Origin of the sequence: Cupriavidus necator N-1 (assembly GCF_000219215.1) — a bacterium.
Classification (GTDB): Bacteria; Pseudomonadota; Gammaproteobacteria; order Burkholderiales; family Burkholderiaceae; genus Cupriavidus; species Cupriavidus necator.
The window spans coordinates 153,972-176,270 of sequence record NC_015727.1 but is presented as its reverse complement, the minus strand read 5'-3'; the positions used below and the strand labels follow the sequence as shown (position 1 = coordinate 176,270).

Annotated in this window: 20 protein-coding genes and 2 pseudogenes; 7 read left to right on the top strand and 15 right to left on the bottom strand. The window is 61.6% G+C overall.

Translation table 11 applies throughout. The annotated features are described in order from the left end of the window. Nucleotides 1–12 precede the first annotated feature (12 nt). Together CNE_RS41175 and CNE_RS30990 are read left to right on the top strand one after the other, a co-directional pair. The gene (locus tag CNE_RS41175; protein WP_148271721.1) at nt 13–513 is read left to right on the top strand and encodes an SMI1/KNR4 family protein; all 501 of its coding nucleotides are present in this window, start codon (nt 13–15) and stop codon (nt 511–513) included. A gap of 57 nt (nt 514–570) precedes the next feature. After that, nucleotides 571–1,020, top strand: coding sequence for a hypothetical protein (locus CNE_RS30990; protein ID WP_148271720.1), 450 nt, complete (start codon nt 571–573; stop codon nt 1,018–1,020). A gap of 390 nt (nt 1,021–1,410) precedes the next feature. On the opposite strand, the gene CNE_RS30985 is transcribed toward CNE_RS30990, so the two are convergent. The 11 genes and pseudogenes from CNE_RS30985 to CNE_RS30935 all read right to left on the bottom strand — a co-directional run bounded on the left by CNE_RS30985 (nt 1,411) and on the right by CNE_RS30935 (nt 14,589). Beyond that, nucleotides 1,411–3,009 carry a SagB/ThcOx family dehydrogenase gene (locus CNE_RS30985; RefSeq protein ID WP_013958655.1) on the bottom strand — a complete coding sequence of 533 codons (1,599 nt, stop codon included), beginning with the start codon at nt 3,007–3,009 and terminating at the stop codon, nt 1,411–1,413. 319 nt (nt 3,010–3,328) lie between these two features. Beyond that, nucleotides 3,329–4,177: an enoyl-CoA hydratase-related protein gene (locus CNE_RS30980; RefSeq protein WP_013958654.1), complete on the bottom strand. Its 849-nt coding sequence runs from the start codon at nt 4,175–4,177 to the stop codon at nt 3,329–3,331. Beyond that, nucleotides 4,174–4,955: pseudogene (locus tag CNE_RS41170) on the bottom strand (enoyl-CoA hydratase-related protein). Before CNE_RS41170 ends, CNE_RS30980 begins: the two are co-directional and overlap by 4 nt. 38 nt (nt 4,956–4,993) lie before the next feature. Further along, nucleotides 4,994–6,217 carry a CaiB/BaiF CoA transferase family protein gene (locus tag CNE_RS30970; RefSeq protein WP_013958651.1) on the bottom strand — a complete coding sequence of 408 codons (1,224 nt, stop codon included), beginning with the start codon at nt 6,215–6,217 and terminating at the stop codon, nt 4,994–4,996. 10 nt (nt 6,218–6,227) lie between these two features. After that, a complete protein-coding gene (locus tag CNE_RS30965) occupies nt 6,228–7,196 on the bottom strand; it encodes a Bug family tripartite tricarboxylate transporter substrate binding protein (RefSeq protein WP_013958650.1) in 969 nt (322 codons plus the stop codon). A gap of 134 nt (nt 7,197–7,330) precedes the next feature. Beyond that, on the bottom strand, nt 7,331–8,386 hold the full coding sequence (locus tag CNE_RS30960; protein WP_013958649.1) for a LysR family transcriptional regulator: 1,056 nt from the start codon (nt 8,384–8,386) through the stop codon (nt 7,331–7,333). A gap of 395 nt (nt 8,387–8,781) precedes the next feature. Continuing rightward, on the bottom strand, nt 8,782–9,516 hold the full coding sequence (gene msrA, locus CNE_RS30955) for a peptide-methionine (S)-S-oxide reductase MsrA (protein ID WP_013958648.1): 735 nt from the start codon (nt 9,514–9,516) through the stop codon (nt 8,782–8,784). 24 nt (nt 9,517–9,540) lie between these two features. Further along, nucleotides 9,541–11,373: a cytochrome c biogenesis protein DipZ gene (locus CNE_RS30950; RefSeq protein ID WP_013958647.1), complete on the bottom strand. Its 1,833-nt coding sequence runs from the start codon at nt 11,371–11,373 to the stop codon at nt 9,541–9,543. Nucleotides 11,374–11,413: 40 nt separating this feature from the next. Further along, nucleotides 11,414–11,932, bottom strand: a complete 519-nt coding sequence (msrB, locus tag CNE_RS30945) for a peptide-methionine (R)-S-oxide reductase MsrB (RefSeq protein WP_013958646.1) — start codon at nt 11,930–11,932, stop codon at nt 11,414–11,416. A gap of 803 nt (nt 11,933–12,735) precedes the next feature. Next, nucleotides 12,736–13,599: a class I SAM-dependent methyltransferase gene (locus CNE_RS30940; protein WP_013958645.1), complete on the bottom strand. Its 864-nt coding sequence runs from the start codon at nt 13,597–13,599 to the stop codon at nt 12,736–12,738. 96 nt (nt 13,600–13,695) lie between these two features. Continuing rightward, nucleotides 13,696–14,589, bottom strand: a complete 894-nt coding sequence (locus CNE_RS30935; protein ID WP_013958644.1) for an NAD(P)/FAD-dependent oxidoreductase — start codon at nt 14,587–14,589, stop codon at nt 13,696–13,698. A gap of 281 nt (nt 14,590–14,870) precedes the next feature. Here CNE_RS30935 and CNE_RS30930 point away from each other — a divergent pair, with 281 nt between their 5' ends. Both CNE_RS30930 and CNE_RS40820 read left to right on the top strand, forming a co-directional pair. Continuing rightward, nucleotides 14,871–15,503, top strand: a complete 633-nt coding sequence (locus tag CNE_RS30930; protein WP_013958643.1) for a TetR/AcrR family transcriptional regulator — start codon at nt 14,871–14,873, stop codon at nt 15,501–15,503. Further along, nucleotides 15,491–15,610, top strand: a pseudogene (locus CNE_RS40820) (IS5/IS1182 family transposase); the annotation flags it as partial. The gene CNE_RS30930 and the pseudogene CNE_RS40820, both read left to right, overlap by 13 nt. 114 nt (nt 15,611–15,724) lie before the next feature. On the opposite strand, the gene CNE_RS30925 reads toward CNE_RS40820, so the two are convergent. The 4 genes from CNE_RS30925 to CNE_RS30910 form a co-directional block, all read right to left on the bottom strand. Then, the gene (locus CNE_RS30925) at nt 15,725–17,005 is read right to left on the bottom strand and encodes an IS110 family RNA-guided transposase (protein ID WP_013958642.1); all 1,281 of its coding nucleotides are present in this window, start codon (nt 17,003–17,005) and stop codon (nt 15,725–15,727) included. A gap of 629 nt (nt 17,006–17,634) precedes the next feature. Further along, complete coding sequence (locus CNE_RS30920; RefSeq protein ID WP_041228970.1) at nt 17,635–17,955, bottom strand: type II toxin-antitoxin system RelE/ParE family toxin; 321 nt, start codon at nt 17,953–17,955, stop codon at nt 17,635–17,637. Next, a complete protein-coding gene (locus CNE_RS30915; protein WP_013958564.1) occupies nt 17,952–18,233 on the bottom strand; it encodes a type II toxin-antitoxin system Phd/YefM family antitoxin in 282 nt (93 codons plus the stop codon). Before CNE_RS30915 ends, CNE_RS30920 begins: the two co-directional genes overlap by 4 nt. A gap of 816 nt (nt 18,234–19,049) precedes the next feature. Continuing rightward, on the bottom strand, nt 19,050–19,859 hold the full coding sequence (locus tag CNE_RS30910) for a hypothetical protein (RefSeq protein ID WP_013958641.1): 810 nt from the start codon (nt 19,857–19,859) through the stop codon (nt 19,050–19,052). Nucleotides 19,860–19,985: 126 nt separating this feature from the next. Here CNE_RS30910 and CNE_RS30905 point away from each other — a divergent pair, with 126 nt between their 5' ends. From CNE_RS30905 to CNE_RS30900, 3 genes are all read left to right on the top strand, one after another. Beyond that, entirely contained in the window at nt 19,986–20,630 is a 645-nt protein-coding gene (locus CNE_RS30905) for a YdcF family protein (RefSeq protein WP_041228968.1), read from the top strand. 5 nt (nt 20,631–20,635) lie between these two features. Beyond that, nucleotides 20,636–20,827: an NAD(P)-binding domain-containing protein gene (locus CNE_RS43140; RefSeq protein WP_080569617.1), complete on the top strand. Its 192-nt coding sequence runs from the start codon at nt 20,636–20,638 to the stop codon at nt 20,825–20,827. A gap of 562 nt (nt 20,828–21,389) precedes the next feature. Next, entirely contained in the window at nt 21,390–22,286 is an 897-nt protein-coding gene (locus CNE_RS30900) for a FadR/GntR family transcriptional regulator (protein ID WP_013958639.1), read from the top strand. The last annotated feature ends 13 nt before the right edge of the window (nt 22,287–22,299 follow it).

Sequence of the window (22,299 nt, the reverse complement as noted above, 5' to 3'; positions counted from 1 at the left end):
GAGGAGTCGACTATGAGCGAAACGAGCAAAGACGCGAGAGCCGAGCTGATGGCAGTTCTAGCCAAGCTCGATCAGGTTCTTCCTGCCGAAGTGCATACGACGCTTCGAGCGCCAGTGCAGGCAGCTGACCTGGCTGGACTGGCCCGTACCCTTGCAGAAGGCGTCCAACTGCCAGATGACCTTCAAGTACTGCTCGGCTGGCATGATGGGCAGGTTTGGAATTCGCCACTCAGTCGGAAGAACAATCGTCGGCTTCTATCCGTTAGGGAAATTCTCAGCGAGCGTTCGTTTTTCGCTGATCCGATGTCGGATTTTATAGAGCCTTGGTGCGCTTCATGGCTCCCGGTTCTGACCAACGACGCAGGAGACTTCGTGGTGTACGAAACCGTCGGGGATCTCAGGGGTAAGTTGCTGCACTACTGGCACGACGATCCATCGAGGAGCGTCGCACACTCGTCATTGCTTCAATGGGCCGAGAGGCTACTTCACGAATATGAGCGGCCCGAAGCCTAACCCCTCCATCGAGCGGCAGCCGCAAGCTGCGCTTGAGGCTGCCGCTCATGTCGAACGTTGAGTGAGCGCATTTGCCGCGCGATCCCGCGCCACGAATGCCCGCTCTGGGTCGGTCAGAGACCGGCGGCCAGGAGCAGCGTTCCTGAAGGTGACTCGGGTAGCAGCTACCATTCGGAAAGCCATCCCTACAACGACGGTGAGAAAACGATGGGTTCAAAAATGACCGAGCCAGATCTGACGCTTTATCGAATAGTTGACGAGATTCTCTATTATCTCTGGGATCCCATTGGCGTCGCGAACTCTGCGGGTCCTCGGGATGAATATCGCATGTACGTGCCAAAAGTCTTTGAGCTGGTGATATTGGCTGATGGTCCCACCCTGTTGGCATACCTTCTGTCAGTCGAGCGAGACGGGATGGGCCTCGCTGGGAATTCCGCATCCGCCCAGCAGATTGCCGAACTACTGCTCGCCTGGCGAGCAAAGCTTTCCGAAGCTTCCCTTTCGTGACAATGCGTGCCGCTGTCTGGTTGGCCGCATCCGGCCATCTACAGACGTTCGGCCACGCTTGCACACGGACGTCCGAGCGTCGGCTCCGCCCAGACAACGGACCTTCGCGCGCGGATGATTTCGGTCGCGTCGGCCACCGCGGCCATACACCCGACGTGGTGGATTTGCCTTGCCAAGGCTCGGTGGACGCTGGCCATATGCATAGTCGCAGACTCCAAGAAAGTTCTGACACGCCGGAATGTGGCGCGTCGCGTGTGGCGCGCCAATGTGCCTCCACAATTCTGCCCCCGCAACCCACACGAGTTCCGAAGCCTGGATCGCGGTATCCTTGCCCAGCGGAGTCCGAAAGCTGATGGATTGGCGGAGTCTTCCCGGAACAGCACTTCCGGGTCAAGCCTGAACCTCATACGGTGCAAGCGTCGACAAGCGTTGATCGACCATGGCGCAGCCAACGGTAAAGTGATACAGGCTTTGCCATGTGTGATCCTTGATGCCGAGCACGGCATGCATTTCATCGTCGAAAAAGCAGCCGATCCCCGTGGCGCGCTCTCCGGTGGCTTCGGCTTCAAGATAGAGTGCCTGGCCGAGAATGCCGCATTCCCAGAAAAGATGGCGATAACGCCATGGCTGCTTCAGGGCGATTTCGAAGTTTGCGAGCATGCCCAACGCGAAGTAGGAATCGGCGGCGATATCCTGGTGGCAACAGATCAGTTTTGCCACTGCGCGTAAATCGTACGGCAGCAGAAGATAGAGTGGCAGATGGTCCGGTCCGATTCTCTGCCACAGCCATTCCGGGCGCATAGCCTGCTTGAGTCCATGCAGCGCCCCGGAGTTTCTCACCAGCACGTACAGGCCCGGCTCCAGTCCGTCCACGCGGTGAACCAATAGCGCCAGATGCACCGCAGCAGGAGACATCAGCGCGTTCCACGGTGGCGTGTCGCGACGCGCCAGCAGGCTTGCCAGCATTGTAAAGAAGGCGGTAGCGGTAATGTGCGCCGTGCCATCGAAGCTCGTGGCGCTGCGGCGCTGCCGGGCGATCCGGGCAAAGCTCAGGTCGAAGGCGGGCGCCGCAGGCCGCAGTGGCGGCTCCGGATTCAGCGGGGTCGGTTCGCTAGTCAGAGACTTGCGCGTGGCACGATCGACCGAATCGATATCCGGCCAACTTACGTGTCCCGCGCTTAGTTGGTTTGCGTAGCCGTACCAGTGCGCCTTATCGAGAGTGGACCACAGGCGCTCCAGGTCAGGCCGTGTTTCCGCATTGCCGATCCATAGCACGACATCCGGCACCTCCCGCTCGGCCGCTCCGAAATCGTCGCTGCGATCCAATCCAAGCAATGCGGCCAAGGCATCATCCGCAGCAGTCTCGATCAGCCGCGTCTGCCATCCGAGAGCCGCTGCCGCGTAACTGACTGCGGCAATGGCATGGCCGCAGTCATGCTGGCAGTAGCGCCAGGCGCGCATTCCGTATTTCCATGCCTCGCGCCAATGGATCGAGCTGATACCAACTAGGATACCGCCGCCCGGGAACGCCTCAGTCCATCGTGGATCATCCAATGCAGCCCGCTGTTCAAGGACGTGGTCGCGGCTCAGGTAATGGTAGACCCCGCCCGGCAGATCGGGCAGGGCAGGACAAAGAAGATAGCCCTCGGTCGGATGCAGATTGCCGCTCGAGGGATTGCAGCGCAGTGCCCACCGCTGAGCGCCAAAGGCTTTCCACGCTGACAAGCCGAGCGAAAGCTCAAACAGGATTGCGAGGGTACGAAGGCTGAAGCCCTGCGCGGGCGGCAGGGCGCCGCAGCGCAACGCGTTGTAGCGTGTGGGCAAGGTGTCCGCGGCCAGTGGCAGGACAATCCGCGGTGAGCCATGGAACGCGCGGAACGGATCTGGCTGGGTTGCCCAGTCAAGCCATCCGGGGCCTGGGGCGTAGCGGTTGACGCGGTGCTTGCTGCGTTCGTGATACTCAAGCAACGCTTGCGCAGATCGGTTCATGTTCCTTCTGCCCGAGAATGCCCGACACCCCCGCTGCCAACATCAAATAGCTCACCTTGTCATGCAGTCGTTACCGACGGCACCGGACGGGGGCTCAATTCGCACTTTAGGTGGTTTTGAAGGTATTCGCTGCCTATCGCCATGCAGCATTTCTTCGTAAGCGAATGTAAGAATAGTGACTACCGGCAAATGGACTGCGCGAACGTCCACTTCGGCCGATAACGCGCCGTCCGACGCGGGTCAGCGAAGTCAGCGAATGGCCGTTGTCCCGTACCGGACGTTCAGGCATATGCTAGCTGCGCACGCGCAGGCAAGCCGCTCAGCGCCCCAGTCCCAGGAACGAAGGCTGTCGTTTGTCGAGGAAGGCCGCCACCCCCTCACGGAAGTCGCTGCCCTGCAATGAAGCCGCGATCTCGCGCTCAGCCAGCGCCACGCTTTCACCTAGCGTCTGGCCAAGCGCGAGGTACGACTGCCGCTTGGCCGCCGCCATTGCGCTGGGTGAGCATAGCGTCGCCAAAGTAGCGGCACGTTCGAGCACCGCCGGCAGGAACCCATCGGCTTCGAGTACCGCGGAAACCAGACCGGCCTGATCGGCCTCCTGAGCGGACATTGACCTGCCGCTAATTAGCCACTCGAGCGCACGTGACAAGCCAATCAGCCTGGGCAGGATCCAGGCAATGCCGTGCTCGGCGGCCAACCCGCGCCGCACGAACGCCGGCACCAGTCGCGCGTCGTGACTGGCGTAGCGGATATCGCAATAGAGTGCGAGCACAAGGCCAACCCCGGCTGCGGCGCCGTTCAGGGCGCAGATGATGGGCTTGCCGATGGCCAGCAGATAGCTGTAGCGCTGGTCAAAGTCTTCCCTGGCGGTGGCATCGTCAGGCATGGGAGCCGCCGTGCCAACGGCGCATTGCGGGCCGGACGCTGTCAGCCGCGCGCGCGCCGCCGACAGATCGGCGCCGGCACAGAAGGCCTTGCCGGCCCCCGTCAGCACGATCACACGGACCTCGCGGTCGTCCCGGCAGCGCTCGAGCGCTGCGCGCAGTCCCGCTTCCATTTCGGCGTTCCAGGCGTTGAGCCGGTCTGGCCGGTTGAGGGTGATGACGGCAATCTGGTCCGCCACTTCGCAGCGTATGCTCGCGGTGGGGCTCGGGCTGGTCACGCTCATGATTTGCTCCCCACGCGTTCCGTCAGCAAGCACAGTGCCTGGCGGTGCGCTTCGGTCGTATGCGCCAGTGCCTGCATGCTGGCGGAGAGGTCGAGCACGGCGTCGAGCGTGTTGAGCAGGGACGCGTCCACCAGGCGTTTTGTCATCCTGACTGCGTGCCCCGGGTTCGCAGCGATCGCACGCGCAAGCGTCAGCGCAGTCTCCATCAGTGCTTCAGGCTCGGCCAGGCGCGACACGAGACCCCATTCCATTGCCTGCTGCGCATCGATGGCGTTGCCGGTGAGCGCCATTTCATACGCGCGCGCCAGCGGCAGGATTCGTGCCAGCAACCAGGCGCCGCCGTCGCCCGCTACCAGGCCAAGCTTGACGAAACTCTCGGCAAAGGTAGCGCGGGTCGAGGCAATGCGGATGTCGCGCATGCAGGCGAGGTCCAGTCCGGCACCAATGGCGGGGCCGTTGACCGCGCGATCACCGGTATGTCGATTTGCTGGAAGGCACGCGGAATGCGCTGGATGCCAGTGCGGTAGCGCTGTTCGTTGACGATCGGCTCACCCGCTGCGAGCTGACCCAGCGATTGCAGGCTGCCGCCGGCGCAGAACGCGGGCCCGGCGCCGGTCAGAATGGCCGCGCGCAGGGTCGTATCGGCGGAGATCTCCGCAAGTGCCGTGACGATCGCCTGGATGCTGGCGTCGTCTGCAATGGCATTGCGGGTCTGGGGGCGATTCAGCGTGAGGATGGCAATGCCATCCTCACGGACAGTCTGGACGAAATCAGACATGGCTGGAAGTCTCTATTGGCAGACGGCCGGTTTTCACTTCAGAACGCTCCTTGCTGGCGCAGGGTGTCGATCGCGGCGGCCGACAGGCCGAGCAGCTCGCTCAGCACCGCGTTGTTGTGCTCGCCCAGGCCCGGGTTGGGCTTTAGCACCAGCGGCGCAGACTGATGAAAGCGCAGAGGGCTGTTGGGCAGTACCACCTCGCCCAACTCGGGATGATCAACATAGCTCAGCATGCCGCGCTCGTGCATATGGCGGTCGTGTACCACCTCATCGAGCGTGCGTACTGGCGCGCAGGGAAAGCGATAAGCCTGGCTCGCCGCCATGATCTCGGCTCGGGTCAGGTTCGACGTCCAGGATGTGACCAATTCGTCCACTTCGCTCATCACCTCGCAACGCGAGGTGTGCGTCGCGTAGCGTTCATGCTTGCCCAGTTCGGGGTGACCCATCGCTTCGCACAGCGCCGGCCAATGGCCTTCGGTGACACAGATGATGGCGATGTAGCCGTCCTTTGCCAAATAGCTGTTGTAAGGCGCCATGGCGAGCGCCCCGTGCTTGTTCCCGGTGCGCGGATTGCGCTTCGGGTCCTCGTAGTACAGCGTCAGGTTGGAGGCCAGCGTGGGATACATCGCGTCCTGCATGGCGATTTCGGCAGTTCGTCCGCGGCCGGTCCGTTCGCGCTCCAGCAAGGCTGTAACGATGGCGCCATAGAGGTGGATACCACCCAGGAAATCGCTGATGGCCGGCCCTGCCTTGACCGGGGGGCGATCGGCATAGCCGGTCACGTGCATCGCCCCGCTCATGGCCTGAATGGTCAGGTCCATGGCGAGATGATCGCGATTCGGCCCGCTGGTGCCGTAGCCCGAGGCAGACGCGTAGATCAGGCGAGGATTGATCTCCAGCAGCGCCTCGGCGCCGAGGCCGAGGCGTTCCATCACGCCCGGCATGAAGTTCTCGAGCACTACGTCTGCCTTAGCCACCAGGTCGCGAAAGACGCTGCGGCCTTGCTCGGTCTTGAAATTCAGCGTGATGCCACGCTTGTTGGAATTGAGCATGGCCAGGGGCAACAGCGACTCGCGACGCGACCGCACCGGCTCTCCATGTGGCGGCTCGATCTTGATCACATCGGCGCCCGCCATCGCCAGAAGGAAGCCGCAATAAGGTCCCTGGTAGATCTGGCCCAGGTCAAGCACGGTCAGGCCTGCCAGCGGAAGGTCGCGCGCCGGAAGGTCATTGGTCACACTCGTGGTCGGGTTCGTCGTCATGGTATGGATCTCACTGTTTCTGCATTCCGGCCTGCCGGGCTGCCTGCTCCCAGCGGCTGATTTCCTCAATTTGGAAGCGTCTGAGCTCGTTGGCATCGCCAAAAAACGGCTCGCCATAGGATTGCCGCACCTTTGCCACGCCTTCGGGCAAGCGGTAGATCGCCTGCAGATGCTCGCCAAGGAGATTGGCGATGGGCGCCGGCGTACGAGCCGGCACGAAGGCCGCAGTCCAGTTGATCATGTAGTAATCTCGGAAGCCCGACTCCTGCAGCGTCGGCACCTTGGGGAAGGCATCGACGCGCCGGTCGGCACTCACGGCCAGCATGCGAACCTTGCCGGACTGCAGGAAGGGAACAACGGCGCCGAGGTCGGCAAAGGCAAAATCGAGTTGGCCGCCGGCAAGGTCCGACAAAGCTGGCGCCACACCCTTGTAAGGCACGGGCGTAGCGCGGCCACCCGCAAGGTGAAGGAAGAGTTCGGTGGCAATCTGGTACGAGGCCGCACCGGCGCCGTAGTTGAGCGTGCCAGGCTGGGCCCGGCTGCGCTCTGCCAACTCACCGATAGTTATCGCACCCGAAGAGGCCGGCACCACCACCGCCATCACGCCACGCGTCAGCCGAGCCACCGGTGCGAAGTCCTTCACGGGGTCGTAGGGCAAACGCTTGAAGATGGCAACATTGGTCGCCATCGGCGAATTGCTGGCCAGGAAGATCGTGTGGCCGTCGGGGTCAGCACCGGCCACGGCCTGGGCGGCAATGAAGCTGTTGGCACCGGGCCGGTTCTCCACCACCACCGGCTTACCCAGCCGCTCACCGAGCTTCTGTGCGACATAGCGCGCGGTGGTATCGGCGCCGCTGCCGGGCGGGAAGGACACTACTAGGCGGATTGGCTTGTCAGGGTATGCGCCAGCGCTGAAAGGCAATGCCAGCGAGAGCAGCGAGGCCGCTGCGGCAAGGCGCAGGGAGGTGCGTCTGTTCATCTTGTCTCCACGCTAACTTATCGAGGGCGAGCTCTGTCTGGCCCGCATGGCTGCAGAATAGGCAACCATAGACATGACACCAATCGCGGTGGGTCTATATCAGTCATACCACTACTGGTATGACCAGGTGGCCCTTATCGGGCGGGGAGTGCGCGCCTGATCTCGGCTCGCAGCCAATCGCAGGCTGCATCGCGGTGGGTGAGGTTGTGCCAGTACATGGAAACATCCGTGGCAGGCGCCTCAAAAGCAAGCTCGGCCACGACGACGTTGTCGGGCAACGCCAGCCGCCTGGCCGTCCTGGCAGGGATGGCGCAGATCATGTCGGTCTCGCTGACGATCTGCGGCGCCGCCATGAAGCTGGAAATGGTGTACACCACTTGCCGTGAGCCGCCTTGCTTGCGGATAGTTCGGTTGATCAGTTCACCCAGCAGGGTCAGACCCGTTGGCGAGACATCCAGGTGCGGCAGAGCGCAGAAGTCCTTCAGGCTGATCCGCACCTTTCCTCCGGTGTGGCGCGGCTTTCGCATTACACAAACGAACGCCTCGGAGTAAAGCAGCGAAGTGTGAATTCCGGGCGCGGAGGGGATGGCCGAGCCAATGCAGAGATCGAGTTCGCCGCTTGCCAACGCATCGACTGCGCCGCTCCGATGCAATGGACTGAATTGCGCCGTGATGGAAGGGGCGGCGGTGCGCAGCGCAGTCAGCAAGGAAGGGGCCAGCGAGAGCTGGATATGCTCATTGCAGGCCAGTGAGAAATGTCGCACTTGGGTCGCGGCATCAAAAGGTGCATTGACGCCGGCCAATTGAGCCGTCGTCTCCAGCAGTTTTTCCACGATCGGCAGCAACTCCTTGCCATGCGCAGTCAGCAGCATATGGTTCCCCTCACGCACCAGCAGGGCATCCTGGAATACGATGCGCAGACGGTCGAGGGTTCGACTCATAGCCGGCTGTGAGACTTCCATCTGGGCCGCCGCGCGCGATACGCTTCGCCCCCGTAACAGGGCTGCAAGCGCAAATAGGGTATGGAAATCAACGTTGCCCAGCCGATCCAGAGCAGATGGCGAGATAGATTTGCCTGATTTGATTTCTGGCTCCACGTCACCATTAAGATGTCCACATGATAGTGCCTGTCGGAAAAGAGCTACGCGGATTCGGGTGAAGGAACGAAAAACCAGTGTCGCGACTGCCATAGGGTATCGAACATTTTGCAGTCCGATGTACGTTCGCTTCGTCCGAAGACCTGCCGATCACGGTAAGGGGGGCGATGTCGGTTGTACTTCGGAAGCGGCCATTCGTCTTCCGGTACTCGCAACGGCGGAGAAGGGTCGTTCTGAGACGGATGCTCACAAGATCTCCAGCGGCGTGAATCCCGCTTGCGTAAAGGTCTGAAGCGACCGAACGGACGAAATCCTCTCGGCTGGCCAGGGCAGTGATTGAGGGGGTTCGAATTGCCGAGAGCCAGAAGCCCAGTTAGCTGACGGTCACTGCCTCAGCGCGACGCCGCATCGCATGCTATATGGCGCGAAGAGATATGCGTAGCGGGTACGACCTGCGCCTGAGGCGCGTTGCGCCCCGTACCCCAGTCTCAGGCCCCCGACCTGCTCAGCAACACGGGATCATTGCGATAGAGATCGGGAAAGATCTGCTTCAGGTTGCCGATCTTGGGAAGGTCGTTGATCACGATGTATGGGTGGCGCGGATTCTTCGTCAGGAAGTCCTGGTGATAGGCTTCCGCCGGGTAGAACCCTTTGTAGTCCTCCAAGCGCGTCACAATCGGTGCGCGGAACGACTTGGCTGCCCCAAGCTGGGCGATATAGGCCTCGGCAATCGCACGATGCGCCGGCGTGACCGGAAAGATCGCGGAACGGTATTGGGTGCCGTGATCGGGCCCTTGGTAGTTGAGCTGGGTCGGGTTGTGTGCCACCGAGAAGAAGACCTGCAGCAGCTTGCCGTAGCTGACTTGCGCCGGGTCGTAGCGGATCTCGACGGATTCCGCGTGGCCCGTCGTGCCTGAGCCTACCTTCTCGTACTGCGCCGTGCTGGCCGCGCCGCCGGCATAGCCTGATGTCACACGCGTCACGCCGCGTACGTGCTGGAATACGCCCTGGACTCCCCAGAAGCAACCGCCAGCAAACACGGCCGTCGCGGCGTGGTCATCACCGGGCTTCTCGTCCTGCGAGGGGGCGGGGATGCGTACCGCGTCCTCGGCGGACAGTGCGGGCCGCCCCCAGATGGCGGCAACGGCCACCAGCATGACGACGCCCATGAGCTTGAGCGCGGTGGCGTGTGTCCAGCGCTGCAGTGCTGCAATCGCGTTCATGTTAGGTTCCTTGGGTTCGAAGGGTTAGCCAAACGTGAAGGCATAGGCCTCCACGCCGGGATCGAGGAATTCGATGGCAAACGTGCGGTCCCTGATCTCGCCGTCCTGCCGCACCAGTTGGTAGAGGCGCTGGGCGGTGACCTCGCCGGTTCCATCCGGTGCGGTGTCGGTGCCGTGCGACGTGCCTGGCTCGGCGCCGTCGATCGTCACGCGGAACCTGACCGGCTTGTCGTCCTGGGCCGGACCGAGCACGAGGTGCAGATCGCGTGCGTGGAAGCGGTAGACGATGCGTCCGTTCGGGCGGTCAAGCGTGGCGCGCTCCGCGCCGATGCGCCAGTTGCCGGCAAGGCCCCATTGATTCAGGTCGGGCTTCGCGGGCGCCGTGTAGTCCTTGGGCCGGTCATGCGCCGCGCCGCCAGGCGAGCCGAAGTTCTCCGCGCGTTCGTATCCAACATAGGTCTCCGGCGATCGTATCGCACCGTTGTCCGCCGCCATCTGCACCCCACCGCCGGTCTTGTCGTTCAACGTGGCCGGCATGGCCATCGCGATCTTCGCCACATCGGCGTGGCCGGCTTCCTCCAGCAGTTGGCGAATCACGGCTTCCGAGTGTTCGTATTCACCTTCGCCGAAATGGTGGAAGCGAATTCGGCCCTGCGCGTCGATGAAGTAGTGCGCGGGCCAGTACTGGTTGCCGAAGGCGCGCCAGATGGCGAAGTTGTTGTCAATCGCCACAGGATAGGTCACGCCGAGCTCGCGGGAGGCCCTCTTCACGTTGTCAATATTGCGCTCGAACGCGAATTCCGGTGCGTGGACGCCGATGACGACGAGCCCCTCGTCCTTGTACTTGTTGGCCCACGCCTTCACGTAGGGCAGCGTGCGCAGGCAGTTGATGCAGGAGTAGGTCCAGAAGTCGACCAGCACGACCTTGCCGCGCAGGCCCTCGGCGGTCAGCGGCGGGGAGTTCAACCATTCGACGGCACCGTTGAGTCCCGGGAACAGACCTTCGACCGGAAGCGCCGCTGCCCTGCCCCCGGCACGTATCATCATCGCGCCGCCATTGGCGTCGCCCGGCACCGGGCCTTTCGAATTCGCGCTCATCATCATCGTGCCGTCCTGCTTCTCGGCGGCCTTGTTGCCGGCCAGCCTGTTGACGAGGTGCTCCTCCAGTCCGCCCGTGGCGATCGTCGAGACACGCGCCAACACGCCGGTATCGAGACCTAGCCCGATCGCCACCACGCCGACGAGCATGGCGGCACCAATGCCGCGGCGTATCCATTCGCCAGTGTCGAGCGAACGCTTCATGGCCGCGAACACCCGTCCCCCGATCAGCAGGGCCACCGCCAGTGACGTCGCCGCGCCAGCCGCATACGCCAGCAGCAGCAGCGTGGTACCAAGGTTGGCGCCTTGCAGTGCCGCGCCGGTCAGGACGAGGCCCAGGATCGGTCCCGCGCAGGGCGCCCAGAGCAGCCCAGTGGCGATGCCCAGCAGAAACGACGAGGCCGGGCTGGCTGCACGGCCATCGGCTTGCGCGAAGTTGGACAGGCGGCTGCCTGCGCTGACCAGCGGGCGCATCAGCCGCTCGGCAAGCTGAGGTAGCAGCAGCGTCAGGCCGAACACGGCCAGCAGCGCAATGGCGAGCCAGCGTCCATACTGGTTGGCTTGCGCCACCCGGCCGCCGCCCACGGCGGCCAGCGTGGCCACCAGCGCAAAGGTGATGCCCATGCCGGCCAGCAGCGGCAGGCCGCTGCGCGCGAAGGGCTGGTCCGCGCGTGCGAATACGAACGGCAGTACGGGCAGGATGCAGGGGCTCAGGATGGTGAGCGCACCGCCGAGATAGGCAAGGATCAGGAGCAGCATGGTTCTGTACGTGTCGACAGGGAGGGCTTCACGGGAGTCGTCAGGCGGCGGGCCGGAATGTCATGGCGACCCCGTTCATGCAATAGCGCAGGCCGGTCGGCTTCGGGCCATCGTCGAAGACATGTCCCAGGTGACCGCCGCAGCGCCGGCAATGGACCTCGGTGCGCAGCATGCCGAGGGTACGGTCCTCGGTGGTACCCACGGCATTCTCCAGCGGTGCCCAGAAGCTGGGCCAGCCGGTCCCGCTGTCGAACTTGGTCTTCGAGGAGAACAAGTCGAGCTCGCAGCCAGCACAGGCAAAGATGCCGTTGCGGTGCTCGCCGTTGAGCGGGCTGCTGAAGGGTCGCTCCGTGCCCTCGTTGCGCAGCACGGCGTACTGGGCCGGGGACAGCTTCCGGCGCCACGCCTCGTCGCTCATGGTGACCTCGAAGCGTTCCGCTGCCTTGCGGGTCTCGCCAGCAATCGCCGCGCCGCCGGCCAGCGCACGCCAGCCGCCCATGGCGGCAAGCGTGGCGGCCAAGGTGCCGCCGGACAATAAAAAGCGCCTGTTGATGCGCATGATGGCCTCCTATGCAGGTGAGGGCGGCGCAGGTCTGGCAAGCACTTCCGCTGGCTGTTCCTGTCGCGCTTACTGCTGCATTTAAGGTGACCGGTGTATCTGGCCTGTAGTGCCTTGCGACGCGGGTTGTCAGCGCAAGTAGCTAGACTCCAGCTTGATACACAGCGATACAAGAATCCGATGGGACCGCCCTGCATGTGACGCCGGCACGATGTAGCGGCCGCCGGTCATCCGCGGCCGCATGATGACGATTCTGGCCCTTTTCGGAGTGGCCGTCTCTACAGGCCAGCGGCTCCCTTCGGCTCGCCCGGAATCTCTTCAGTGAAGTGACTGTTGCCTCGAATCGAGCAACCACTCCAGTTCCTGCACCTTCAACGAAATTGGAACATCAGAACATCCCTTATGTCCGTTCGTTGCCGGTTCGTGTGGTCGGCGGGCTACGGCCTGAGCCGGCCAAGAGCGGGCGCTGGGGATCGGCAAAAATCAGTCCGTTGAGCAGCCGCGAACGGTCATTCGGGCCGCGCACGGGGACAGTCTAACGCTACCGATTGACGGAAAATCTACCACTCCGGCCGTTCGGCGTTGAGTCGCTGGACGGCAGAGACGGGTCCGAAGTCGCTTCTGGCGCTGCAGAGTCCGGTCCCAAATGGTCAGCGGGTCGAGACCGGCCAGAAGCGGCCTGTACCTCGCCATCAAGGCCTCTAGCTCACTAATGGCGGCTTCCAAGCTTGGAGGGACATCAATTTGGCCGGCCAAAAACGCCCCACTCCACCGAGCGGGGGCGTCTCCCTGTTTAATCCCTGTCAGCCTACCGGATTGCGTGCCATGACGATCCACGCCGCGCCGTTGATCATCACCGACCGCTCGCCGGGGAGGCCCGCGAAGGCGGCACGAACTGCGGCCGAGGCGCGGGCGCGGATGTCGTCGGGCTGATCAGCGAGCGCACGCGACAACGGGCCGACCTCGAGTGTCATCTTCACCGCGTCGTCGATCGCAGCGTCCCGCGTCCCGCCCTCGCCGAACGGGACGGAAGCGTCGAAGGGGGCGATAGCAATATCGGTGAAGCCTGCCGCCGTCAGGATGCGTGCCACGCGCCCCCGGTCGCCGAAGGAAAACGGGCCGGGCGCTTCGGGATCGGGCAGCGCGCTCGGCGGGACGATGCCCTTGAGCGCGCCCATCGGCAGGCGCACCCAATCGTTCTCGGCCGCGCCGCGCCAGCAGACGAAAGCGACCCGCCCGCCGGGCCGGAGCGCGCGTCGCATGTGGGCGAACGCCGCTATCGGATCGTCGAAGAACATCACCCCGAAACGCGAGAACAGGATGTCGAACGCGGCCTCGGGCAGCTCTGCGCTGCTGGCGTCGGCCACCTGAAACAGGGCCGGCGTATCCCGTTGCGCAAGCGCGCGCGCTCGGCCGATCAGCGGTTCGGATATATCCACGCCCAGCACTTGGCCCCCTGCGCCGACGCGGGCTGCGAGAGCCAGACTCGACGCGCCCGCGCCGCAGCCGATGTCCAGCACGCGCTCACCCGTCGCGGGCGCGGCGGCTTCTATCGCGGCCTGGCCGAACACCGCCACCATAGCGTCGAGCCGGGCCTGGTTGGCAACCCAGCGCTCCCCGCTTTGACCATTCCAGTCACCGACCTGATCGGCACTTTGCTCTGCCATGTCATCTCCTTGACTCGACGATCCGTCCTTCACCGCGCCGATCTACGCCAACCTTTTCGAAGGCGACGACGCAACGGGAGAAAGGAATCCGTGCTCTCAAACAACCATCGACTGCTGGGCGAAGATACCCGCCATCGCGCCCTGCGATGATGCCTGGGTGACCGAGGGCAAGAAGGGCGTGGCGAGGTCGCCAGCGGCGTAGATGCCGGGGATGCTGGTTTGGCGGCGCTCGTCGACTTTGAGGACGATGCCAGTGGGCGTATCGACCGTGGCAAGGCCCAGTGATTCATGCAGGCTTGCGGACGGTTTGTTGCGCGGATGGGCGAACAGGACGTCGACCGCGACATTGCGGCGGGTATCGAGATTGACCGTGGTGATATGGCCCTTGTGATGGGCGATCTCGACGATCCGGCCATCGACGACAGGTATGTTGCGGCGCGCCAGATCGGCCTGGATATCGGCCGCAATGTCATGACCATCGGCGAAGACAGTCAACTTGTCAGTCCAATCGCGGAACAGCCTGGCAGACTGGTGCGACTGTGGGCCGGACCAGACGAGGCCCCAATGCTGGCCGGCGACTTCAAAGCCGTCGCAATAGGGGCAGGGCACGATGGACGTGCCCCAGCTTTCGGCAAAGCCCGGAACATCAGGCATCTGGTCGGCTACGCCATAGCTCAGGATGAGGCGGCGCGCCCTTAGGCTTTCGTGATCGTCAGTGACGACGCAGAAATCGTCGATGGCGCCAGACACGCTCTCGGCCCGAGCATTGACCAGCCTGATCGTTGGATAGCGCGCGAGCTGCTGCCGCGCCTCGACTAGGATGTCCAGCGGCGGCTTGTGATCGTGGCCGAGCAGGCCATGCGAGTGGCCGGCAAAGCGGTTGCGCGGCCGGCCGGTATCGAGAACGGTGACCTTGCGGCGCGCACGGCCGAGCTGCAGGGCGGCGGCGAGGCCGGCAAAGCTGCCGCCGATGATGATGACGTCATTCATGGTGATGGGCTCCGTGTTGTGGATAGAGGGGTGGCTAGGCCTGGTGCGCAATAACGTCCGGAGATAAGCACTTGAGACGGTCAGCGAGCAGGGCTTCGGCATTGGCAGAAAGTTGCCCATGGCTATTGACCGGCTGGACAATGCCGCATTCGTTATCGCCGGGCGGCCCGGGGAAAGCTGATTTGGACAACCGGTTGGAACCTACCCTTGGCTTGCACATTTTCGATACTCCGTGGTATCGTAGTGCAAGAATTTGAATACTGTCAAGTACTGGAATTTTCGTGACCGAAAACAGCCAGGGCCGGCGCGGTCGGCCCGCCAACGAGGCGCTTCGCCAAACGATAGTCGACACCGCCTGCGAACTCTTCGTGGAACTGGGTTTTCAAGCGACGACCATGGACAAGGTCGCCCAGCGGGCGAAGATATCCAAGCTAAGCATCTATCGGCACTTCGAGAACAAGGAGGCGCTGTTCAGCGCGGCCATGGTGGCCCGCTGCGAGCAGTTTGCACCGCAGGCTCTTTTTGAAGGCGTCGACGGTTCGGCCGAAGATCAGCTCATGGCGGTGGGGTCATCCCTGCTTCGCACGCTGTTGAGCCCGGACGTCCGCAGTGTCGAAGCCATGGTTTTGGCCGACAAGACGAATCAAAAGTCGTTAAGCAAGCTCCATTACGAAGCCGGCCCCGCCCATGTCATCGCCCAAATCGAGGCCGTGTTGCGTCAGTTGCACGCGAAAGCGATTCTGAACGTACCCGATGCTCTCCAGTCCGCCCGCTTGTTCGCCGCGCTTTTCAAAGGATCCGATCTCCTGCTTATCGCCCGCTTCGACGAGGCGAGAGCAGAGGACGACAACGAAATCGAATCCTATTGCCGGTCGGCCGTCGCCATGTTCATCGCCGCGCACGGTGGCATCTAAAGATGCCATCGCGGCCGATGAAGAACACGCAGCAGTTGCATACGCTGTTCGCCCTGAGCAACCTATGGATGATGCGTGGACGACTGATGGGCGAGGCCATTGCATGAGCGCAAAAGCCGTCCGCGCGGGCAGGCAGAGGCCGCTTTACACACGATAGCGGCCGCTACTGCGGCCCAAGTGGAACGACAGAGTCACGCCCTGAGGCAGTCCGTCAAGGCCATTTAGCGATTTAATTTCGTATCCGGTCGGGCCTCGAGGTGCCCAATGAGTGGCGAACCACGCCTCTTCAAGGCGTTGAGGTACAGGTCTTCGTCATACCTGGTTCCTGTCTGCCAGCAGCGGTACAGGATACGTATCCATTTGAATGCTAGTGCGCGGACGGCCGCTTGGTACGAACTGCCCTTGGCCCGCTGTTGGCGGTAGTAGGCCCCAGCCCAGGACGATTTGTTGATGGTCTGTCCCGCCCATTCGACGAATGTCTGCCGCAGGAAAGTCGGGCATTGCCAGCGCCAATGCACCCAGCGCTTCTTACCGCTGCGCTCAGTGACTGGCGCAATGCCGGAGTACTTCTGCAGTTCCTCCGCCCCGTTGTAGCGATCACGTTGCTCACCAAACGCGGCTAGCAGCCGCGGCGTCAAATGCGGCCCGGCGCCAGGCAAACTATCAAATAGGTCGAAGTCAGGCAGTGTGCGTGCGATCCTCGCAATCTCCTTGTCGAACACGTCGATCGCTGCGAGCACTGTCCGTAGCTGAGCTACCAACATCAACGCGAGCAAGCGATTGGGTGCGACAACGCCGGGATCGTCCGTCATAGGCATAGCACCCCGGATAGACGCCAAACGCCTCTCGATTAGTTGGGCCCGTCGACAGTTGTGCGCATGGAAGAAGTCTTCGAGGGTCGTCCTCCGCGCGCGTTTGGCTGCTGGCAGCGTGGGCCAGCGAGTGAGGAAATCACAGAACTGTATGGTGTCAATGTCCTCAAACCATTCCAAGGCTTGAGGATAGTACTGCTTCAGAGCATGGGTCAGTCGGTTGGTGAATCGAATCTTATCGCCGACCAGTTCGCGACGCTGCTCAATCAAGCTCAGCAAAGAGCGCATATCAGCGCTCTGCGGATTAAGTGCACTGAACCGATCAGGATGACGAAGCAAAAGGTCAAGTGCCAACTCTGCATCGGTGGGATCGTCCTTGGCTCGGCTCGGTTTGAACGCCTCGCGGTACTTTGCGAGCATTGAGGGGTTGATCGGAAACAGCGTCAAGAATGAATGTCTCTGTAGCACAGAAACGATCGGACCTCGGGATAACTCAAGTGCAACGGCGATGGGGCCCCCGAAGCGCTTATGCAACGCCGCGACCCATTCATCAATGCGTGCAACCTGATGAGGGATGCACGCGAACTCTCTCGTATCGTCACCTGCCGGCTGCAGGCAGATATCATGCTTAGCATCAGCCCAGTCGATACCGACGAATGCTCTGAACTGCTGACTCAACAGAGGTGTCATGCGAGCCTCCACAAGTGATAGATTACTTGGCAGGGACATGCATGCTTGCGTTCAGCGAAGGCAATATAGTGAGCCGGTGCGACGGCGAACCCTGAGTATTCGTTTGAGCGCAAGCGCACCCGCGGGCTCGAAGCTAACTCCGCAATCGTCTGGCGTTTGGGTCGGGATATTCGTAGCCCGCAGGTGCATGTCCCGCCTTCACTGGCAGCGAAGCTGCCAGTCCCAAAGTATCGATGAAAGCGGGACGGACTACCTATAAAGGGTCGGGAAGCGACGCCCGGGATCAGGAAGGCCAAGGCTGCTGATCGGCCATCAGGGCCATTTACCGAAGGCCATTGTGGTAGACGAAGTCGGCGGCACCTGGGGATCGAAACGCACGCATCCCACCTATTCCCACGCGAACTCCTTTCCCCTGGGCATTGGAACCATAGATACATGCCAGCACTGCAATTCACACGAGGATCCCGCGAGCCCAGATCCGTGAAGGTACCCCGCCAGATCGAAGACCTATGACCTCGACCGCGAATTCGCTGCGCGAGCAACGTAAAGTTTGGCTCTGTGTGAGCTAGGTGTTGCGGGAGCAAGCGTAGGCTCCCACGGAGGACAGGCAAATGAGAACTTCTTAGGTCCTACGTTCTTAGGAGCCGTTTTGCGAGTATTGCTTTAAGGTCTCGCCTGGTGTCGCTTATGATGTGTATGTAAATGGTGTCGTTTGCAATCTGGTAGATGATTCTGTTCATGCCGCTGATGACTTGATAGTATTTCGTTGGTTGGAAATCTATCAACTCGGGTGGGTTGCTACCCTTCAGTGGGAAATCTTCTACCTGCTTGATTGATTGTTGAATCTTGCTTCTGGTCTCAAGCCAAGTCTTGTTGCCAAATTTATTAATGATGTACCGTCGCAAGTCTTGCAAGTCGGACTTGGCAGGCCCGAGAATTACAGACTTCATTCGATCCCTTCCTCCCTGTCCATGCGCTCCAATTCGGCAAACACTTCGTCCGTCGGGGTGAAGTTGCCCGTCTCGATGTCATTCTGACCCATCGCCAGAATCTTCAGAAGGGCAACCGTCTGTTGCATGTCCTCATAGGATTGGGCATCCTGCACGACTACCTTTGCCTCGCCGTTCTGTGTGATCAGCATGGGCTCGCCGCTCTCGGTGATGTCCCGGACGATTTCTGCTGCGTGGCTTTTCAGATAGCTTATGGGCTTGACCTGACTCGGTTTCATATCCGCTCCCTAGGCTTGAGACTACCGGTCCAAATATAGACCTGAATTCAGTCTGCGTCCAGCACAAGGAATTTCCTGCGCTATGCAGTGGCGCATAGGGCAGGCAATCGATGCATGTCCTCGGTGAGGAGCCGACTCTACCAGTGGGCGCCAGACCCAGCCCAGACAGCCGCGTAAAGTTTTCCGCCCCGTATAGGTCAGGCAGCCATCGCTGTGGGCCAATAGTCCACTCATTAGACGCTCGACGTTACCTAAACTGCATTGGCCGCCCGGCTTGGGCGGGGAAGGAGTGCGTTTTTAATCACGCATAGATATGCGGAACGTTCTTCGACCAGTACAGTCATCCCGAGAACAGACTGACGCATGTCCATGTCGATGATCTGCCGGCTGTAACGCAGCGTTGAATGACCGCTGTACTTCAGAAGTTGACGCCGGAGCCGTACTGGGGCGAACGACGGCAGCGGGTCGCTATGCGACCTTCGTTTTTCCCGCAGGTTGGGCGGGGGAATCCGTGGACCCCTTCCTCGCGCGCGGCTGCAATGGCGCTGGCTCCGCGGCCATGGATTCAGCAGGCGCGAGGGTCAAGAAGATCCTTGCCACCTCCGGATCTCGACACCCAAGCCAGTCCCGCCACAGGCCAGCAATTCCGAAGGCCCGCTCGCCGGGGAGCCGTGCGGCCATGAGACAGGGGGATAAATTGCGATAACGTTGCCAGTCATACGGGTCGGAAGCGAGGATGACTTCCTCAACACCTTATCGCCAGCCTATGATTGTGACAATAGGATGACAGTCTGGTGACTGGGCCGCGCGGCCCGCTCAGGCCTGTCTGAGCAGGTTCACGGACGCCCCCACAGTGGCGGAGCCCGCGGCGAGCTGCGCGCAGAGGTCAAGCAGCGACCCCAGCCGCGTCATGCCGTCCGGACCCGGACGTGGCCGGGGCACTATGTCGAGGTCGATCACCGGGCGGCCAAGGCTGTCGAGGTCTTCGTCCTGATGACTACCCCCGCCACCGGAAAAGTCGAATCCGGGGATCGGCGCGCCCAGGCTGTCCAGCTCCTCTCCCGTGCTTCCGATCGTGCCGCCGGCCGCCACGACGGCCCTGAGTGCACCGAGCCAGCGTCCGTAGCGGGCATTCGTATCGCCCAGGCTGTCGACCCCTTCCTCGCCGCGCCACGCACGTCCGACCAGGGCGAGCAGCGTGTCCCGATCCATCCCCGCCAGGCGGCCGTCCGGATTGCCCTCCTGGTCACCGTCGTCCCCGTCGCCCGCTGGCAGGCCGGTCTGGGCATCCGCATCCGGGTCGGGATGGTCGTCGTCGGGGGGGCCGGAGTCGTTGGCGTTGTCCGCCACATTGCTATCAGCGTTGTCGTTGTGATCGCCGTCGCCGGAGTCATCCGAGCCTTCCGAGCCATCGGCATTGCCGGCGGTGGGGCCGGCCACGATCTTGCCGCCCTTGACGGTCTTCGGCTCGCCGTTCGTGATCTTGCCGTCCTTATCCACCGAGTCCGTCTGCTCCGTGCCGTTGCCGTTCTTTTCAACGGTACGCGTCTTGATGGTGTAGCTCCCGTCCGCGTGCCTGGCCACTTCAGTCGTGGAGGTTTTACGGATATGGTGCGTACTATCCAAGCAAAGATTTCCAGACTGCCACTACATGGTAGCTATCTACGCATTGGGTCGAAATATATCGCATATGTATTATAAAGAAATATGCGATGAGATTGACATCAATCCAAAGAAATTATTGAGAGTCTGATGAGTATCGGCAAGAGCAGCATGGGTTTATTAAGTGAATCCAGAAATCGCATCAAGTTAATTGATTATGTGTCTCCAGACACGGAAATCTCCGGGTACGAGTTTGCTCTCATGTTCGGCAGTCGGCATGCTCAACCGGAGCTGGTTGACGCCGCATTGGAGCTATTTCACTCCGGATACTATGAAACCCTGATCATAGCGGGAGGGAAAACCAGAAATCGCGCAACCAGCGAAGCGAGTGAGATCGCAGAGCGGCTAATTTCCGCAGGCCTGAGCAGCACAAGAATAATTCTGGAAGAAGACTCATCCAACACTGCCGAAAATGTGCTATATGCGCGCACCCTAATGAAGAGCAGTAGTGTTCGGGAATTGCTTCTAATCGGAAAGATATACGCCAAGCGCCGGTACGTAATGACCATAAAAAAGAACTGGCCGGAGATTGAGCGAGTTTCATGCTTCGCGGTTAACTATTTTGGTGTCAGTCGGGCTCAATGGTGGAAATCTCCAGCGCTAAGAATGCGAATCCTGCAGGAGATTAGGAAGATCGAAAGATATCTGGAAATGGGCTACCTCTCTGAAATAGAGGTAATTAAGCGTGAATTCAGGCTGTGGTCGCCGTCACAACCTCTAATGTCCAACGAGTAAATGCGATGAGAATTGGAATAATCGGCGCTGGCCATGCCGGCCTCGCACTGGCAGCCATGCTGCTTCGGTCCGGAAAGCACGAGATACGTATTTATTCGGACGGACGCCATAGCGAGAAGCTGTCTGCGATAATGGACGGCGGCGGCCATATGCGATTCGTAGATCAGCCAAATAATGTTGACGCTGCAGGGCAGTGAAGTCCGGCCCGGGCCCGAAGCCAACCAAGAGTTGTTCCTGCTGCGTCGCGAAGCCGACGGTTAGTGGCGATTCGCCCGCTACATTTTCACGACCACCCACTCGCCGGCCCGCCCCGAGTGAACGGCCATGGCCACCTACGCCCTACCTCATGGCTGGTCGCCTTGTGCAGCTCGCCAGCGTTTGACCGGTCCGGCTCAGCGTGAACACCTGAGGGACGTCCCCGTGACTGGACCGCTGCAAAAGCCCGTAAAGCGCGCCACCTTGCGGCGAATGCCTCGCCGCGCCACCCGGCGCCTTGCGGTTTCCGTGAGCGTCAAAATGAGAATCTCATGACAAAGGCACGAATGAACTGAGGTAGCCTTACGTCCCGCGGACGTCCGGTGTTTGCAGACTGCACGCCCTTATCACGGGTTTCCACCTGAATCTCGAATTTCGAAGGTGCAGGATGCCATTACAAGGATCGGCCTGATCCCGCAGCCGCCCAAAGTTGCGGATTGCCAGCTGGGCCCCGTGCAAACGCATCGTATAAACTGGTCAGGCCATCAAACCGAAGGAGTTGACTTGCTGTTCAATCTGGAAGCCGTCTCAGCGCAGCGCCTTTACCGGCTAATCGCTGAGAAGATTGCCGAGAAGATTCGCGCCGGGGAGTTCCCCGTTGGCAGCCGACTGCCTGCAGAACGGGATCTGGCGGAAGCCTTGAACGTCAGCCGCTCGTCGGTGCGCGAGGCTCTGATCGCCTTGGAACTCAGCGGCTACGTCGAAGTGCGCCTAGGGAGTGGCGTTTACGTCACAACCCCGAAGGAAGGAACAGCTGTGGGTTCACCGCCTCCGACCGAGTCCACGGCTTCTTCATCCTCCCGACCCGCGGGCGATGTGGGCCCTTTCGAGTTGCTTGAGGCACGCCTGCTCGTCGAGCCCGAAGTTGCCGCGTTGGCAGCCCAGCATGCCAGCAACCAACAGCTCTCGGTGATTCGGGAAGCCCAAGAGGCCATGTCGGCGAGCGGAGCACCTAGCCATCTCGACCGCGTATTCCATGCAGCAATCGCGGCCGCCTGTGGCAATGCGGCGCTCGAAGCCGTGGTCCTCTCGCTACGCGATTTGAGTGAAGCCAGCCCAGTCTATCAGCGCCTGGACAAGCACTTCATCGGCCGCAAGGCCTGGAATGCTGCGTTGGTCGAGCACGACCGCATCACTAGCGCGATCCTTGAACGGGACCCAATCCGCGCGCGTCATGAAATGTACGCTCATCTGATTGCTATCATGGCGCGGCTGCGCGAGGACTTCGGTGACAGCCTGTCTTCATCCAGGCGCAAGGTTACTCCCAAGAAACGCGCGCCCAGTGTCAGCGACCGGAGTTCCAGAAACGCAACTACCGAAGTGGAGGACGCCACCGACCTGGTCGACGCTGAGGCACTTGCGCGGCACGCGTCTCGGACCGCCGCCCGGCGCAAGGTATGAGTCCCACGTAGTG